Here is a 15,710-nt window from a genome sequence, read left to right as displayed (position 1 = left end):
TCTTGCGCCTGCCTACTGACGCTGCATCAACGCAGGTTGATGATGGTCTGGGTGACCGCACTCTCGGTTTCGATGGTCTTGGCGTTGGCCTGATAGTTACGCTGCGCGACGATCAGGTTGACCAGTTGGTCCGACAGCTCGACGTTGGAATCCTCCAGGGCGCCGGACTGCAATGCTCCCAGGGTGCCACTGCGTGGAGTTCCACGTACCGGTTCACCCGACTCGAAGGACTGCACCCAGGCGGTCTTGCCCACTGGCGTCAAACCTTGCACGTTGGCAAAGTTGGCCAGAATCACCTGCCCCTGGACCTTTGACTGACCGTTGGTGTAGCGCGCGAAGATCACCCCGGTGTCATCAATTTCCAGGCCAGCCAGTTGGCCGGTGGTGTAACCGTCCTGGCTGACGCGGTTGACCGCAAAGTTGCTGGCGAACTGGGTCGACTGCCGCAGGTCGATATTCACCCCGGTAGCACTGGCATCAGCACCGTTGGGGCCCCACACCGGCGGCACAGAGTTATCCGGCGCACCCGGCACCCAGGTGGTCAGGTCGATGGTGCCATCGGCTCCAACGGTGAAGCCGGTGGGAGTCGACGCAATCAACGCCGCCACATCCAGCTGCCCCGCCGCCGTGAACTGCAGATCAACTGAAGAAGGTGTGGTCAGCGTCGGGTCATCCGGGTTGCGCCCATCAATCAGCACATTCATCTGCCAGGTGTTCGGCCCGGTCTTGAGGAAGTACTGGGTGAATACGTGGGAGTTACCCTGGGTGTCATAAATGTTGGTCGAGGTCGACGAGTTGTAAGTCGTCGGGTCCGCCGGGTTGAACGGCGTCGTGGTCGGGACGATGTTGTTCGAGTTGAGGTTGAAGGTCTGGTCCAGGTTGCTGGTTGGCAGCGGCGCCTGGCTGGCCGTTTCAATGCGCAGGTCACTGACCACACCATTTTGCAGGTTGCCCGCAGCGTCAACGGCATAGCCTTGCAGGCGGTAACCAAAGTTGTTGACCATAAAACCGTCACGGTCCGTACCGAAGTAGCCCGCACGGGTATAACTGATATCGCCGTTGTTGCTGGTCTGGAAGAAGCCGTTGCCGTTGATCGCCAGATCCAGCGCGTTCTGCGTGTAGTTGATGTTGCCCTGGTTGAACAGCTGCGACACATCGCCCAGCAGCACCCCACTGCCCTGAGGGTTTTTCCCGGTACCCAGTACCGAGGCTGCATACACATCGGCAAACTCGGCACGCGACTGTTTGAAGCCTGCAGTGCCGGCGTTGGCGATGTTGTTGCCGGTCACGTTGAGGTCACTGGTCGCGGCACGCAGACCACTAAGACCGATATTGAACGCCATGGAAGACTCCTTTGCCGGGCAACCGGCGGTTAAAACCTGTTAGTTACTGACCAATGACCTGCACTTGCGACATCGGCACACTGCCGAGCCCTGCCAGGTTCAACATCAACTCTTTGCCGCCCAGGGTCACACTGTCGACGTTGGCCGGCAGCAAGGTGTAGAGGCCCTTGGTGCCATCGGCGTAGGTAGCCTGTGCTTCGAACTTGTAGGTGCCAGGCGGCAACACATTGCCGCTGGCATCTTTGCCATCCCAGATAAAGCTGACATTGCCGGCAGCCTGCTCACCCAGATTGACCCGACTGACCACTGAACCGGCCTTGTCGTAGATATTCACGTACACGTTGCTGCTACTGACCGGCAGCACCAGGCTGGCCTTGAAGCTTTCACTGGTATCAACCACCGCCTTGTCGCTCGGGACAATGACCTTGCGCCCGACCAGAGACGAAGCCTGCAACGCCTGGGAAGACTGATAACCGGTGAGCAGCGAGCCCATGCTGGTGTTCAACTTCTCGATCCCCTCCACCTGGCTGAACTGCGCCAGCTGGGCGATAAACTCGCCATTGCCTTGCGGCTCCAGGGGGTTCTGGTTATTCAACTGGGCCACCAGCAGGTTGAGAAACTCATTCTTGCCGAGGTCCTTGTTCGTCTTGGTCTCGTTCTTGATCTGGTATTTATCCAGTACCGAACCGGCTACATCGCCAACAGTGCTCATAGGTCTGCGCTCCTTATCCGCTGGCTTACTGACCGAGGGTCAGCACGCGCTGCATCATCTGCTTGGCGGTGTTCATCATTTCGGTATTGGTCTGAAAGGCCCGGCTGGCAGAGATCATGTCTGCCATCTCTTCCACCACATTGACGTTGGGGTAGTAGACGTAGCCGTTTTCATCTGCGGATGGGTGGTTCGGCTCGTAGCGCGGCATCAGGGTGCTCTGGTCCTCGACCACGCCAAGTACCTGAACGCCAACCCCGGCATTGTCCTGATCGGCAAACAACGAACCACGGTCACCGCCCTGCGCCGACTGGAACACCGTGGCAAACACCGGATGGCGCGCGCGGTAGGTCTGATCAATGCTCGAGGAAACCGTCTCGGCGTTGGCAATGTTGCTGGAGATGGTGTTCAAGCGAGTGCTCTGCGCGCTCATCCCCATTCCGGCGATATTGAAAACACTGGCAAGTGACATGGCATCAGGCTCCTGTTATTCGCCGCGCAGGGCGTTGACCAGCCCTTTGAACTTACTGTTGAGAAAGGTGAAGCTGGCCTGGAACTGCACCGAGTTCTCGGCGTAGTTGGACTGCTCGATCTGCAGGTCGACGGTGTTCTGATCAATCGATGGATGCAACGGCGTGCGGTACGCCAGGCTGGCGTCGCCCATTGCCACACCATCAGCCGGGATATGCTGGCTGTTAGTGCGGTTCAGGCTGACCTGGCCACGCTGACTCTTGGCACTCTGCTCGGCCAGCACGCTGGCGAATTCAAGGTCACGCGCCTTGTAGTGCGGCGTGTCTGCGTTGGCGATGTTGTTGGCCAACACTTCGGCACGCTGAGCGCGAAAGCCCAGTGCCTGTTCGTGAATACCGAGTGCCCGATTGAAGCTGATGCTCATGGTCAGAAACCTTTGCCAGTTGGCGTTGCTGTTTTCCGTGCAAGACCATAAGCAAGGCGTGTGCCATTTTATTTTTTATTTATATTTCAATGTTTTATTTGAATATCGAAGCAATTTTAGCGGCAAAGCGGCAAAGGCTTTCCGCTACTGGCAAGCAAAGCGGCAACGGCCCCGCTGTTGTTGCCACCTCCCATGAACAACATGCTGCACTGACTGTTTAAGAAGATATCGCAGGCGCAAACACACCACTCATCAGACAATCACATTCAGTTTTGACAAGCATTCTCATTAACATTAGTATCTTTCGCATCTTAACTGCCTGCCACGAGCATCAATCATGTACGTCTGTCTCTGCGAAGGTGTAACTGACGGTCAGATTCGCGAAGCCATCTACGAAGGCTGCTGCAGCTACCGTGATGTACGGGCCACCCTTGGCGTCGCCAGTCAGTGCGGCAAATGCGCTTGCCTGGCCAAGCAGGTCGTACGTGAAACCCTCAGTGAAGTGCAGAGCAGCCAGGCCGTCCTCGCCTATCCGGCAAGTTTCGTCGCCGCCTGATTTCATCAGCATTTAGAAACCGGACCTCGCGTCCGGTTTTTTTATGGCCGGACATCTACAAGCAGCCAACCTTCGAGTCATCGCTGCGGCAACGTTAGAAATGCCGCCCGGTATTTTTTATACCTTTAATTCAATACCTTAGCGCCAAGATGCAGAACTTAAACATTCGCATTCATATTAATTTTAGCTTTGGATTCAACCACTTAGGTTTGACAGTCGAAAATCATCGGCCCAGAATTTGGAGCTAACTCACCTTGCAAGGCAGGCGCAGACATGAAAGGCGACAAGAAAGTCATCCAGCATCTGAACAAGATCCTCGGTAACGAGCTGGTCGCGATCAACCAGTACTTCCTGCACGCACGCATGTACGAGGACTGGGGCCTGAAGAAACTCGGCGAGCACGAGTATCACGAATCCATCGACGAGATGAAGCACGCGGACAAGCTGATCAAGCGCATCCTGTTTCTCGAAGGCCTGCCGAACCTGCAAGATCTCGGCAAGATCCTGATCGGTGAAAACACCAAGGAAATGCTCGAATGCGACCTGAAGATCGAACATAAGGCGCATATTGATCTGAAAGCGGCGATTGCCTACTGCGAAAGCATCGGCGACTACGCAAGCCGCGAACTGCTTGAAGAAATCCTCTGCTCCGAAGAAGACCACATCGACTGGCTGGAAACCCAGCTCAGCCTGATCGAAGCAGTGGGCCTGCAAAACTACCTGCAATCGCAGATGGACGAATAACCTCCGCCCACGCGCACAACTGAAAACGGGAGCCCATGGGCTCCCGTTTTTATTTCACTCGGTTCAACAGGCACAAAAAACCCCGCCAGCGCGGGGTTTTTCAGGACAGCTGACGAGTCAGGCACCGGCCTTCTGTGCTGCGTCCTTGATCAGGGTTTGCAGCTCACCCTTTTCGAACATTTCCACCAGGATGTCGCTGCCACCGACCAGCTCACCACCGACCCACAGCTGCGGGAAGGTTGGCCAGTTGGCATATTTGGGCAGATTGGCGCGGATTTCCGGGTTTTGCAGAATGTCGACGTAGGCGAATTTCTCACCACAAGCCATCACAACCTGCGCAGCCTTGGAGGAAAAGCCGCACTGCGGAGCGTTCGGCGAGCCTTTCATGTACAGCAGAACGGTGTTGTTGGCGATCTGCTCTTTGATGGTTTCGATGATATCCATTGGGCACCTCAGGACTTAACTTCCCGACTCACGGGTCGGCACGGTGGCGGCATTGTAGCGAAAAGCCGAGCGCAATGCTCGGCCTTCCCAGGCACTTTCCTCAAGCCAGATAAGACCTGCTCAAGCAGCCTCAACCTGTACCGGCACACCATTCAATGCCGCATTGCCGGACAGAGCATCAAGCTGCCGCTCATCGGTCAGGTCATTGGCACTGGCACCTGGTTGCTCGCTGGCAATCGCCATCTGCACGCCCGGCCGCGCATGCCCCCAACCATGCGGCAGACTGACCACCCCTGCCATCATTTCATCGCTCGCCGCCACTTCCACCTCGATCACCCCCACCCGCGAGCGCACCCGCACCAACTGGCCATCGCTCAGCCCGCGCTGACTTAGGTCCGCCGGATGCATCAGCAACTGATGACGGGGTTTGCCTTTTACCAGGCGGTGATAGTTGTGCATCCAGGAGTTATTGCTGCGCACGTGACGACGGCCAATCAATAGCAACTCGTCAGCCTTGGCCGTCGGCTGTTCGGCAAAACGCGGTAGGTCAGCCATGATCACCGCTGGAGCCGCCACTACCTGCTTATTGGCGGTTTTCAGACGACTGGCCAGGTTGGGTTTGAGTGCGCCCAGATCGAGGCCATGGGGGTGCTCACGCAACGCGGCCAGGGACAACTTATGTTCCGACTTGTCGCCGTAAGCACCAAAACGCAGGCCCATGTCGATCATCTGCTCCGGGGCCATGGTCGGCTTGAGTTCCACGCCGGTCTTGGCGGCAAAGGCTTTGGCCAGACCGACGAAAATCTCCCAGTCATGCAGCGCACCCGCCGGCTTGGCCAATACTGCCTCGTTAAAGCGGGTGACGTTACGTACAGCAAACACATTGAAGGTGGTGTCGTAGTGATCGTGCTCCAGCGGCGCCGTCGGCGGCAGGATCAGGTCGGCATAACGGGTGGTTTCATTGATGTAAAAGTCGATGCTGAGCATGAATTCCAGCCCCTCCAGCGCCTGCTCAAGCTGACGGCCATTGGGCGTGGACAGCACCGGATTGCCCGCCACCGTCACCAGTGCCCGTATCTGCCCTTCGCCGGCCGTGAGCATCTCCTCGGCCAGAGCCGACACCGGCAATTCACCGCCGTACTCCGGCAAACTGGATACCCGGCTCTGCCAACGATTGAAATGCCCCCCGGAAGTCGAGGCCACCAGATCCACGGCAGGCTCGGTGCACAGCACACCGCCCACTCGATCCAGATTGCCGGTGACCAGGTTGATCAGTTGCACCAGCCACTGACACAGCGTGCCAAATGCCTGGGTGGAAACGCCCATGCGGCCGTAGCACACCGCCGACTCGGCCGCGGCAAAGTCGCGTGCCAACTGGCGAATCGTTGGCGCCGGCACGCCACAGCGGGCACTCATAGCTTCGGCAGTAAAGCCGGCAATCGCCTGGCGCACCTCATCCAGCCCATCGACGGCCAGATGACTGGCGCGGCCCAGGTTTTCTTCGAACAGAGTATTGAGCAGGCCGAACAGCAGCGCGGCATCCTGCCCCGGACGGACAAACACATGCTGATCAGCAATTGCGGCGGTTTCACTACGGCGCGGGTCAACCACCACCAGCTTGCCACCGCGCTTCTGGATGGCCTTCAGGCGCTTCTCCACATCTGGCACAGTCATGATGCTGCCGTTGGAGGCCAGAGGGTTGCCACCGAGAATCAGCATAAAGTCGGTGTGATCAATATCCGGAATCGGGATCAGCAAGCCATGGCCGTACATCAGGTGACTGGTCAGGTGATGCGGCAACTGGTCGACCGAGGTCGCGGAATAGCGGTTGCGGGTTTTCAACTGGCCGAGAAAGTAGTTGCTGTGGGTCATCAGGCCGTAGTTGTGCACGCTCGGGTTGCCCTGATACACCGCCACGGCGTTCTGCCCATGCGCGGCCTGAATCGCACTCAGGCGCTCGGCAACCAGCTCAAAGGCTTCATTCCAGTCGATGGCTTGCCACTCATTGCCCACCCGGCGCATCGGCTGACGCAGGCGATCGGGATCATTCTGAATATCCTGCAATGCCACGGCTTTGGGACAGATATGGCCGCGACTGAAACTGTCCTGGGCATCGCCCTTGATCGAACGGATCTGCGTGGAACCGTCGTCCTGCACTTCGGTTTCAATGCTCAGGCCGCAAATGGCTTCGCACAGATGGCATGCACGGTGGTGGAGGGTCTTGGTCATGGCCGGGCCTCTTGTTTTGGTTCGGCGCACAAAGCACCGTAAAGCATGAACTATGTCGGCAGATCAGAACCTGCACCAGCAGGGTTCGCGGCGTGAATTGCGCAGCATCAGGTCAGCCGATAGATGCGTCTAGCCCCACGCCCCACAGCCCCATAAACCGCCGGCAATTTGCGCCTGATCGGCGTTTGCTTATAAGATCGCGACTTCCCCGTTTCGTCGCATTGTGCGGCCCCCCAGCCGCAGGTTCTGCCGTTTCTTTCATTTCACCAGGCCATTGAACCTGCGCCCTGCTGTCAAAAGGTAGTTGATGATGAGCGCAAGACACTTTCTCTCGCTGATGGATTGCACACCGGATGAACTGGTGGGGCTGATCCGCCGCGGCATGGAGCTGAAGGACTTGCGTAACCGCGGTGTACTGTTCGAGCCGCTGAAGAATCGCGTACTGGGCATGATCTTCGAGAAAGCCTCGACTCGTACCCGCCTGTCGTTCGAAGCCGGCATGATCCAGCTCGGCGGCCAGGCCATCTTCCTGTCCCCGCGTGACACCCAGCTGGGCCGTGGCGAGCCGATTGGCGATGCGGCCATCGTCATGTCGCGCATGCTTGATGCGGTGATGATTCGCACCTTCGCCCACAGCACCCTGACCGAATTTGCCGCCAACTCGCGCGTGCCGGTGATCAACGGCCTGTCCGATGACCTGCATCCCTGCCAGTTGCTGGCCGACATGCAGACCTATCAGGAGCATCGCGGCAGCATCAAAGGCAAGACCGTGGCCTGGGTCGGCGACGGCAATAACATGTGCAACTCTTATATAGAAGCGGCCATGCAGTTCGACTTCCAGCTGCGCGTTGCCTGCCCCGAGGGCTATGAGCCGAACGCCACATTCCTCGCTGCTGCCGGCGAACGCGTGCAGGTCGTTCGCGATCCACGCGCGGCAGTGGCCGGCGCCCACCTGGTGAGCACCGATGTATGGGCCTCCATGGGCCAGGAAGACGAAGCCGCACAGCGCATCAAGCTGTTCCAGCCCTACCAGGTCAACCGCGCCCTGCTCGATGCGGCCGCCGATGATGTGCTGTTCCTGCACTGTCTGCCGGCGCACCGCGGCGAGGAAATCAGCGAAGACCTGCTCGACGACCCGCGCTCAGCAGCCTGGGATCAAGCTGAAAACCGCCTGCATGTACAGAAGGCACTGCTCGAATTCCTGGTTGAACCGGCGTACCACCACGCATGAGCCAGCCTCTGCTGAACCTGCGCGAACTAAGCTGCGGTTACCCCGGACACAAGGTGGTGCAGAACCTTAATCTGCATCTGAATGCCGGCGATATCGGCTGCCTGCTCGGCCCTTCGGGCTGCGGCAAGACCACTACCCTGCGCGCCATTGCCGGCTTCGAGCCAGTGCTGGAAGGCGAAATCCAGCTGGCCGATCAGGTCATCTCCAAAGCCGGCTTTACCCTGGCCCCCGAGAAACGTCGAATCGGCATGGTGTTTCAGGATTACGCACTGTTCCCGCACCTGAGCGTGGCAGAGAACATTGCCTTCGGCATTCGCAAACAGCCGAACTGCGAACGCATCACCCATGAGTTGCTGGAGCTGGTCAAGCTCGGCCACCTGGGCAAGCGTTACCCGCACGAACTGTCTGGTGGTCAGCAACAACGTGTGGCCCTGGCTCGCGCCCTGGCGCCAGAGCCGCAACTGCTGCTGCTCGACGAGCCCTTTTCCAACCTGGATGGTGAACTGCGCAGGCGTCTCAGCCACGAGGTGCGGGATATCCTCAAGGCACGCGGCACCAGCGCGATTCTGGTCACCCATGACCAAGAAGAAGCCTTCGCCGTCAGCGATCATGTCGGGGTCTTTCATGAGGGCAAGCTGCAGCAGTGGGACACCCCCTTCAACCTCTACCACGAACCACTGACGCCGTTCGTCGCCAGCTTTATCGGCCAGGGCTATTTTATTCGCGGTCAGTTGCTCAGCCCGGATGCCGTGCAAACCGAACTAGGCCTGATCCGCGGCAACCGCGCCTACACCTGGCCAACCGGCAGTGCGGTGGACGTGCTGCTGCGCCCAGACGATATCGTGTATGACCCGGACAGCAGCCTGAAAGCCCTGATAGTCGGCAAGACCTTCCTCGGTGCGGCAACCCTGTACCGCCTGCAACTGCCAACCGGCAGCCAGCTGGAGTCGATCTTCCCCAGCCACGCCGACCACCTGCCCGGCCAGCAGGTCGGCATTCGTGTCGCCGCCGACCATCTGGTGGTGTTTGCCGCTCCCGGCAGCATCGCTGCCCAGGTCAACCTGGGGGAATCGGGCGTGCGCCGCTACAGCAGCGCCAGTTAAGCCCCAGCCCACGTGGCGGGCAGCAATAGCCGGCCACTGGCAACCAGCAACGCCTCACCGGCGATTTTCACCCGCTCGCCTTCCAGCTCACAGTGCAACTCACCACCGCGAGCCGAACACTGGAAGGCGCTCAGCCGAGATTTATCCAAGCGCTGCGCCCAATAGGGCGTGAGAATGCAGTGGGTCGAGCCGGTCACCGGGTCTTCATCGATACCAATGGCCGGCGCGAAATAGCGCGAGACGAAGTCATGCTGCTCACCCGGCGCACTGATCAGCAGACCCAAACCTGGCAAGCGGGCCACTGCGGCCAGATCGGGCTGACAGGCGCGAACTGCCGCCTCATTCGCCACAATCGCCAGCAGCTCCTGTATCCCCTGCCCCTCATGCAGCGCCAGCACTTCCTCAACCGGCTGGCCCAGCGCCTGCTCAACCTCGGCACGCAGCGCGCCTGACTGCGCCCGGCGTACAGGGAAATCCAGCAGCAGCTGCGTGCCCTGCCGAGTCACGCGCAACGCACCAGACAAACAGGTGAAATCGAGCACCTCACCCGGCTCGCCATAGACCTCGAACAGCACATGCGCGCTGGCCAGAGTGGCATGACCACACAGCGGCACTTCAGCACTCGGGGTAAACCAGCGGATGTGCCAGGCAGCGCCTTTCTTCACTACAAAGGCGGTTTCCGCCAGGTTGTGCTCAGCAGCGATCTGCTGCATCAGGCCATCTTCAAGCCAGCTGTCCAAGCGATAAACCATCGCTGGGTTGCCGGTAAATGGTTGTGAGGCAAAGGCATCGACCTGGTGAAATTCAAGCTGCATGGGTCGCACTCCGGAGTCATCGTGGACTGCAGCATGCCGAAAGCACACTCGACATGCCCACTACAGAGGCAGCCAATTACAACCATACAGATCGCCGTAATGCCCCAGCCACAGACAACACAGCGTGCGGACTGTCAGGGTGTCTGGACACCATAAGCGGCCAACAAGGCCTGCAAACGACCATTGGCGCGATAACGCTGCAAGCCTTGCTCGAAGAGTGCGACATAGCGCGGGCTGGACTCCAGCGCCGGTGAGAACGCCAGGTAGATCGGCACGTCCGGCGCCCGACAACCGGCCTCGCGCAGCTCGCCAACACGCCCCTGACTGGCCAGCATGGCCTGCATGACCCAGGCGTTTTCCAGCACCACATCGACCCGCCCGTGCATCAGCTTGCCGATGTTCAACACCAGCGCCTTGTCCCCGGAAGCAATCTGCACGCGCTCCGAGTCGTTGCGGTGCAAGGCGATATAGGTGTTCAGCTCATCGCCATAGCTGTAGTCATTGATCACCCCAAGGCGCCGCTGCGCCAGCGAGGCGGCGCCAGTGAAGCGCCAGGTGGAATCCAGCAAGGTAAAAAAGCAACTACGTGACGACGCCACGGGCGTGGCACCAAAGAGAAAGTCCGGGGCATCCTCAACGCCAGCACCGACAGCCGCATTCAACTCGCCACGGCGAACCATCTGCAGGGCACGCGCCCAGTTGAGGGCCTTGTACTGCACCTCGATACCCGCCTCGGCAAAGATTTTCCGAGCCAGCTCCACGAAGATGCCCGGCCGCTCAGAACCAGGCTGGCAATTCACGGGGCACCAGATGTCTCCGGCGATCACCAGCGTCTCGGCCCGCGCCAAGCCGGCACAAGCAAGCAGCACCAGCATGCATCCACGCGCAACCAGCCAGCGCCATCTCGACATGCAGGGCTCCACGAGCAATAGGGTTGCTGGCAGTTTTACCACCCTCAGCCTTCGCTGCGCACTCTTTTCACCGCATCCAGCCAACCGTCATAGAGTTTGCTGCGGTGACTGTCGGCCATACGCGGCTCGAACCGTTGCTGGCGGTGCCAATGCCGGGCGATGCTGGCCAGGTCCTGATACAGTCCGGCCTGCAAGCCGGCCAGGTAGGCCACGCCCAGCGCCGTGGTTTCGGTTACTTCCGGACGCTCTACCGGTACGCCGAGAATATCGGCGAGAAACTGCATAACCCAGTTGTTCTCCACCATACCGCCATCCACCCGCAGCGCACTCGGTTCGGCCGCGCCGTCCTGGCGCATGGCTTCAAGCAGGTCACGGGTTTGGTAGCACACCGACTGCAGACCGGCGGTGACGATTTCCTTGATCCCAGTGTCGCGGGTCAGGCCGAATATCGCACCACGGGCCTTCGGGTCCCAGTACGGCGCACCCAGGCCGGTAAACGCCGGCACCAGGTACACACCGCAGGCATCACCGGTCTGCTCGGCCATCGCCTCGGTATCGCGGGCATGGCTGATCAACTTGATGCCGTCGCGCAGCCATTGCACCGCAGCGCCAGCGACGAAGATGCTGCCTTCCACCGCATAAGTGACCTGGCCATTCAGGCGATAGCCCACGGTGGTGAGCAGGCGGTTTTTCGAGGTAACCGGTGTGCTGCCGGTGTTCTGAATCATGAAACAGCCGGTGCCATAGGTGCTCTTGACCATCCCCGGCTCGAAACAGGCCTGGCCGATCAAGGCCGCCTGCTGATCACCGGCCATGCCCAGCACCGGAATCGCCGCGCCGAGCAGATTGGCTTCGGTGACGCCGAAATCAGCGGCGCAATCGAGCACTTCGGGCAAAAGGCTGGCGGGAATCTCGAACAGCTTGAGCAGTTCCTCATCCCACTGCTGGGTGTGGATGTTAAACAGCAAAGTGCGCGAGGCATTGCTGGCGTCAGTCTTGTGCGATTTGCCGCCAGTCAGGCGCCACAGCAGGAAGGAATCCACGGTGCCGAAACGCAGTTCGCCGCGTTCAGCACGCTCGCGGGCACCGGGGACCTTCTGCAGAATCCAGCGCAGCTTGGTGGCCGAGAAATACGGATCGATCAACAGCCCGGTTTTGGCCGCCACAGTCGCCTCATGCCCGGCCTCTTTGAGCTCGGCGCAATAGTCGGCGGTACGCCGGTCCTGCCAGACAATCGCCGGATGGATCGGTGTACCGGTCTGCGCATCCCACACCAGGGTGGTTTCACGCTGGTTAGTAATGCCGATGGCCGCCACATCACTGGCGCTCAGGCCGCTCTGTTTAAGCGCTTCGCGGCAGACCTTGAGGGTGCTCAACCACAGTTCTTCGCCGTCATGCTCAACCCAGCCATCCTGCGGGAAGTACTGCTTGAATTCCTGCTGAGCACGCGCAACGGGCAGGCCCTGGGCACTGAAGACAATCGCCCGGCTGCTGGTGGTGCCCTGGTCGATGGCAAGCAGGTAATGAGACATACAAGGTTTCCTTATTGTTATGGGCGTCGAGCGACGTGTTCAGAGGCGGCCAATGGGTGCGAACACGGCCTGGGTCAGTTGTGCCAGCACAGCAGCGTCCAGTTGCACCTCCAGTCCACGCCGCCCGGCGCTGACATAAATGCTGGGGAACTGCTGTGCCGATTCATCGATAAAAGTACGCAAACGCTTCTTTTGCCCCAGCGGGCTGATGCCACCGAGCAGGTAACCGGTCGCGCGCTGCGCTGCATTGGGGTCAGCCATATCGGCTTTCTTTACCCCGGCGGCCTGCGCCAGGGCTTTCAGATCAAGCGTACCGGCGACCGGCACTACCGCGACCAGCAACTCGCCTTTCTCACTGGCGGCCAGTAGCGTCTTGAACACCTGAGCAGGCTCAAGGTTGAGCTTTTCCGCCGCTTCCAGGCCATAGGAAGCCGCCTTGGGGTCGTGGTGATAACTGTGCACCTGGTGCGCAGCCTTGGCTTTTTTCAGCAGATCGATGGCAGGCGTCATGTTCGAATGTGAAAACAATCTGACAAAGTTGGCGTACCTTAGCCCAATTTGGCCGCGACGACAGCCTATAATGCCGCGCACTTCCGAGGAGTTTTCATGACCCTGCCGCCCCGCCAGCACGACATTCTCGAACTCGCCCGCGAACGCGGCTATGTCAGCATCGACGAATTGGCCCAGGCGTTTGCCGTTACCCCGCAAACCATCCGCCGCGACATCAATCAGCTCGCCGAGCAAGGTCTGCTGCGCCGCACCCACGGTGGCGCAGCCAGTGAAAGCTCCAGCACGCAGAACACCGCCTACAGCATGCGCGCCGGGCAGATGCGCGATGAAAAACAACGCATTGCGGTCGCGATTGCTGCGCAAATTCCCGACCACGCCTCGCTCTTCATCAACATTGGCACCACCACCGAAGCCATTGCCCGTGAGTTGCTCGGCCACAAAGGCCTGAAGATCATCACCAACAACCTGCATGTGGCCGCCCAGCTCAGCGCCAAGGCTGATTTCGAAGTGCTGTTGGCCGGCGGCACAGTGCGCAGCGACGGCGGGATCGTCGGCCAGGCGGCGGTGGATTTTATCCAGCAGTTCAAGGTCGATTTCGCCCTGGTCGGCATCAGTGGCATCGATGAAGACGGCAGCCTGCTCGACTTCGATTACCAAGAAGTACGGGTTTCCCAAGCCATCATCAGCAATGCGCGCCAGGTGTTTCTCGCCGTCGACTCCAGTAAGTTCGGCCGCAACGCCGTGGTGCGCCTGGGCTCGGTCGCCCTGGTTGACCGCGTGTTTACCGACGCGGCGCCGTCCGCGGCAATCAACCGCCTGCTCAGCGAGCACAAGGTGCACCTCGACCTGGTGTAAGCCCGACAGCACCGGCCAGGCACCTGCCTAACCAAATACCCCATTACCGACACCTGACAACCGCCGGGCGCGAAAACGCACTTCGGGGTGGCGAAGCCGTGCATATTCGACTAGCATATTTTCGAAAGTGAACATTTAAGGTTCAATACTGACTTTCTGGTGCCGCCATGCCGACTCGTTCTGCCAGCCTTACCCCACTCGCTGAAGTCTATGACCTTGCCGTGATCGGCGGCGGTATCAATGGTGTCGGGATTGCCGCCGATGCTGCTGGGCGCGGCCTGTCCGTGTTCCTTTGTGAAAAGGACGACCTGGCGCAACACACCTCGTCGGCCAGCAGCAAACTGATCCATGGCGGCCTGCGCTACCTGGAGCACTACGAGTTCCGCCTGGTGCGCGAGGCATTAGCCGAGCGTGAAGTGCTGCTGAACATGGCCCCGCATATCGTCAAGCCACTGCGCTTTATCCTGCCGCACCGCCCGCACCTGCGGCCGGCCTGGATGATCCGTGCCGGGCTGTTTCTCTATGACCACCTGGGCAAGCGCGAGAAGCTTGCCGGTTCACGCAGCCTGCGTTTCGGCGCCGGTAGCCCGCTGCAGGCCGAGATCAGTCGCGGTTTCGAATATTCCGATTGCTGGGTCGATGACGCCCGTCTGGTGGTTCTCAATGCCATGGCAGCCCGCGAGCAAGGCGCGCACATTCATACTCGCACCCGTTGCGTCAGCGCCCGGCGCAGCAAAGGCTTGTGGCATATCCATCTGGAACGCAGCGACGGCAGCCTGTTCTCGATTCGCGCCCGCGCTCTGGTGAATGCTGCCGGCCCCTGGGTCGCAAAATTTATCCGCGAAGACCTGAAACAGGAATCACCCTATGGCATTCGCCTGATCCAGGGCAGCCATATCGTCGTGCCGCGCCTGTTCGACGGTGAGCAGGCCTACATCCTGCAAAACGAAGACCGCCGCATCGTCTTTGCCATCCCCTATCAGGAGCGCTTCACCCTGATCGGTACCACGGACCGCGAGTACCAGGGTGACCCGGCCAAAGTAGCGATCACCGATGAAGAAACCGACTACCTGCTGAATGTGGTCAACGCCCACTTCAAGAAGCAGGTTCAGCGCAGCGATATCCTGCACACCTATGCCGGTGTGCGGCCGCTGTGCGACGACGAATCGGACGATCCATCGGCAGTCACCCGCGACTACACCTTGTCGCTGTCTGCCCATCCCGGCGAAGCACCGCTGCTCTCGGTGTTCGGCGGCAAGCTCACCACCTACCGCAAGCTCGCCGAATCGGCGCTGGCACAACTGGCACCGTTTTTCCCAAAAATGGGCCCAAGCTGGACGGCCAGCAGCCTGTTGCCCGGTGCCGAACAACTAGACAGCCAGAGCGCGCTGGTCGAAGCCCTATGCGAACGTTTCGGATGGCTGCCCACCTCACTGGCGCGGCGCTGGGCCAGCAGCTACGGCAGCCGCAGTTGGGTCATGCTCAAAGGCGTGAGCAACCTCAGCGACCTGGGCGAACACCTGGGCGGCGGGCTGTATGCGCGTGAGGTCGACTACCTGTGCCAGGAAGAATGGGCCATGCAGGCGGATGACATTCTCTGGCGGCGCAGCAAGCTCGGCCTGTTCACCAACGCATCGCAGCAGGCGCGGCTGGACAGCTACCTGCGCCTCGAGTCACCGCACAGCCCAGGCGATGCACACGCTGCCTGAGCATCCGCGCAGATAAATCAGCGCTCTAAATAACGACGGCCCGTAGCGTGACCACCATGGATGGCAGGCATAAAAAAGGGCGACCTAAGTCGCCCAAATTGCCTTGCGTGCCCCTTTCGAACCA

General features: G+C 59.9%; 16 protein-coding genes. 6 read left to right on the top strand and 10 right to left on the bottom strand.

The window, feature by feature from the left end; translation table 11 throughout:
- Positions 1-26: 26 nt before the first annotated feature.
- From flgE to flgB, 4 genes are read right to left on the bottom strand one after another with little or no spacing between them, the layout of a single operon-like run.
- Positions 27-1,343 (bottom strand): flagellar hook protein FlgE, encoded by a 1,317-nt coding sequence (flgE, locus tag IOD17_RS06070; RefSeq protein ID WP_233684171.1) that lies wholly within the window; start codon positions 1,341-1,343, stop codon positions 27-29.
- Between the two features lie 43 nt (positions 1,344-1,386).
- Positions 1,387-2,055 carry a flagellar hook assembly protein FlgD gene (flgD, locus tag IOD17_RS06065; protein ID WP_233684170.1) on the bottom strand — a complete coding sequence of 223 codons (669 nt, stop codon included), beginning with the start codon at positions 2,053-2,055 and terminating at the stop codon, positions 1,387-1,389.
- 25 nt (positions 2,056-2,080) lie between these two features.
- Entirely contained in the window at positions 2,081-2,524 is a 444-nt protein-coding gene (gene flgC, locus IOD17_RS06060; protein WP_233684169.1) for a flagellar basal body rod protein FlgC, read from the bottom strand.
- Between the two features lie 15 nt (positions 2,525-2,539).
- Positions 2,540-2,947: a flagellar basal body rod protein FlgB gene (gene flgB / locus IOD17_RS06055; RefSeq protein ID WP_233684168.1), complete on the bottom strand. Its 408-nt coding sequence runs from the start codon at positions 2,945-2,947 to the stop codon at positions 2,540-2,542.
- Positions 2,948-3,284: 337 nt separating this feature from the next.
- Here flgB and IOD17_RS06050 point away from each other — a divergent pair, with 337 nt between their 5' ends.
- Entirely contained in the window at positions 3,285-3,503 is a 219-nt protein-coding gene (locus tag IOD17_RS06050; protein WP_233684167.1) for a bacterioferritin-associated ferredoxin, read from the top strand.
- 273 nt (positions 3,504-3,776) lie between these two features.
- Entirely contained in the window at positions 3,777-4,247 is a 471-nt protein-coding gene (gene bfr / locus IOD17_RS06045; protein ID WP_090248283.1) for a bacterioferritin, read from the top strand.
- Positions 4,248-4,364: 117 nt separating this feature from the next.
- Here the strand turns inward: bfr and grxD are convergent, their stop codons facing one another.
- The gene (gene grxD, locus IOD17_RS06040) at positions 4,365-4,691 is read right to left on the bottom strand and encodes a Grx4 family monothiol glutaredoxin (protein WP_233684166.1); all 327 of its coding nucleotides are present in this window, start codon (positions 4,689-4,691) and stop codon (positions 4,365-4,367) included.
- Positions 4,692-4,811: 120 nt separating this feature from the next.
- Positions 4,812-6,920 (bottom strand): molybdopterin oxidoreductase family protein, encoded by a 2,109-nt coding sequence (locus IOD17_RS06035; RefSeq protein WP_233684165.1) that lies wholly within the window; start codon positions 6,918-6,920, stop codon positions 4,812-4,814.
- 310 nt (positions 6,921-7,230) lie between these two features.
- Here IOD17_RS06035 and argF point away from each other — a divergent pair, with 310 nt between their 5' ends.
- Both argF and IOD17_RS06025 read left to right on the top strand, forming a co-directional pair.
- Complete coding sequence (argF, locus tag IOD17_RS06030) at positions 7,231-8,151, top strand: ornithine carbamoyltransferase (protein ID WP_233684164.1); 921 nt, start codon at positions 7,231-7,233, stop codon at positions 8,149-8,151.
- A complete protein-coding gene (locus tag IOD17_RS06025) occupies positions 8,148-9,254 on the top strand; it encodes an ABC transporter ATP-binding protein (protein WP_233684163.1) in 1,107 nt (368 codons plus the stop codon). The genes argF and IOD17_RS06025 overlap by 4 nt, the downstream gene beginning before the upstream one ends.
- On the opposite strand, the gene IOD17_RS06020 is transcribed toward IOD17_RS06025, so the two are convergent.
- The 4 genes from IOD17_RS06020 to ybaK form a co-directional block, all read right to left on the bottom strand.
- Complete coding sequence (locus IOD17_RS06020) at positions 9,251-10,069, bottom strand: PhzF family phenazine biosynthesis protein (protein ID WP_233684162.1); 819 nt, start codon at positions 10,067-10,069, stop codon at positions 9,251-9,253. The genes IOD17_RS06025 and IOD17_RS06020 overlap by 4 nt on opposite strands.
- 134 nt (positions 10,070-10,203) lie before the next feature.
- Complete coding sequence (locus IOD17_RS06015) at positions 10,204-10,980, bottom strand: substrate-binding periplasmic protein (RefSeq protein ID WP_233684161.1); 777 nt, start codon at positions 10,978-10,980, stop codon at positions 10,204-10,206.
- Positions 10,981-11,024: 44 nt separating this feature from the next.
- On the bottom strand, positions 11,025-12,512 hold the full coding sequence (gene glpK / locus IOD17_RS06010; protein ID WP_233684160.1) for a glycerol kinase GlpK: 1,488 nt from the start codon (positions 12,510-12,512) through the stop codon (positions 11,025-11,027).
- A gap of 39 nt (positions 12,513-12,551) precedes the next feature.
- The gene (gene ybaK, locus IOD17_RS06005) at positions 12,552-13,022 is read right to left on the bottom strand and encodes a Cys-tRNA(Pro) deacylase (RefSeq protein WP_233684159.1); all 471 of its coding nucleotides are present in this window, start codon (positions 13,020-13,022) and stop codon (positions 12,552-12,554) included.
- 96 nt (positions 13,023-13,118) lie between these two features.
- Here ybaK and IOD17_RS06000 point away from each other — a divergent pair, with 96 nt between their 5' ends.
- Positions 13,119-13,877 carry a DeoR/GlpR family DNA-binding transcription regulator gene (locus IOD17_RS06000; RefSeq protein WP_233684158.1) on the top strand — a complete coding sequence of 253 codons (759 nt, stop codon included), beginning with the start codon at positions 13,119-13,121 and terminating at the stop codon, positions 13,875-13,877.
- Positions 13,878-14,044: 167 nt separating this feature from the next.
- A complete protein-coding gene (gene glpD / locus IOD17_RS05995; protein WP_233684157.1) occupies positions 14,045-15,586 on the top strand; it encodes a glycerol-3-phosphate dehydrogenase in 1,542 nt (513 codons plus the stop codon).
- Positions 15,587-15,710 lie beyond the last annotated feature (124 nt).

The organism is Pseudomonas anguilliseptica, assembly GCF_021375795.1.
Classification (GTDB): domain Bacteria; phylum Pseudomonadota; class Gammaproteobacteria; order Pseudomonadales; family Pseudomonadaceae; genus Aquipseudomonas; species Aquipseudomonas anguilliseptica_A.
This window is presented reverse-complemented; position numbering and strand designations above follow the sequence as displayed.

What these genes read in the sequence shown, in the direction of transcription:
- flgE (WP_233684171.1), bottom strand. Translation starts at nt 1,343, where the DNA reads ATGGCGTTCAATATCGGTCTTAGTGGTCTGCGTGCCGCGACCAGTGAC.
- flgB (WP_233684168.1), bottom strand. Translation starts at nt 2,947, where the DNA reads ATGAGCATCAGCTTCAATCGGGCACTCGGTATTCACGAACAGGCACTG.
- IOD17_RS06025 (WP_233684163.1), top strand. Translation starts at nt 8,148, where the DNA reads ATGAGCCAGCCTCTGCTGAACCTGCGCGAACTAAGCTGCGGTTACCCC.
- IOD17_RS06000 (WP_233684158.1), top strand. Translation starts at nt 13,119, where the DNA reads ATGACCCTGCCGCCCCGCCAGCACGACATTCTCGAACTCGCCCGCGAA.
- IOD17_RS06035 (WP_233684165.1), bottom strand. Translation starts at nt 6,920, where the DNA reads ATGACCAAGACCCTCCACCACCGTGCATGCCATCTGTGCGAAGCCATT.
- flgD (WP_233684170.1), bottom strand. Translation starts at nt 2,055, where the DNA reads ATGAGCACTGTTGGCGATGTAGCCGGTTCGGTACTGGATAAATACCAG.
- flgC (WP_233684169.1), bottom strand. Translation starts at nt 2,524, where the DNA reads ATGTCACTTGCCAGTGTTTTCAATATCGCCGGAATGGGGATGAGCGCG.
- glpD (WP_233684157.1), top strand. Translation starts at nt 14,045, where the DNA reads ATGCCGACTCGTTCTGCCAGCCTTACCCCACTCGCTGAAGTCTATGAC.
- IOD17_RS06020 (WP_233684162.1), bottom strand. Translation starts at nt 10,069, where the DNA reads ATGCAGCTTGAATTTCACCAGGTCGATGCCTTTGCCTCACAACCATTT.
- IOD17_RS06050 (WP_233684167.1), top strand. Translation starts at nt 3,285, where the DNA reads ATGTACGTCTGTCTCTGCGAAGGTGTAACTGACGGTCAGATTCGCGAA.
- glpK (WP_233684160.1), bottom strand. Translation starts at nt 12,512, where the DNA reads ATGTCTCATTACCTGCTTGCCATCGACCAGGGCACCACCAGCAGCCGG.
- argF (WP_233684164.1), top strand. Translation starts at nt 7,231, where the DNA reads ATGAGCGCAAGACACTTTCTCTCGCTGATGGATTGCACACCGGATGAA.
- ybaK (WP_233684159.1), bottom strand. Translation starts at nt 13,022, where the DNA reads ATGACGCCTGCCATCGATCTGCTGAAAAAAGCCAAGGCTGCGCACCAG.
- IOD17_RS06015 (WP_233684161.1), bottom strand. Translation starts at nt 10,980, where the DNA reads ATGTCGAGATGGCGCTGGCTGGTTGCGCGTGGATGCATGCTGGTGCTG.
- grxD (WP_233684166.1), bottom strand. Translation starts at nt 4,691, where the DNA reads ATGGATATCATCGAAACCATCAAAGAGCAGATCGCCAACAACACCGTT.
- bfr (WP_090248283.1), top strand. Translation starts at nt 3,777, where the DNA reads ATGAAAGGCGACAAGAAAGTCATCCAGCATCTGAACAAGATCCTCGGT.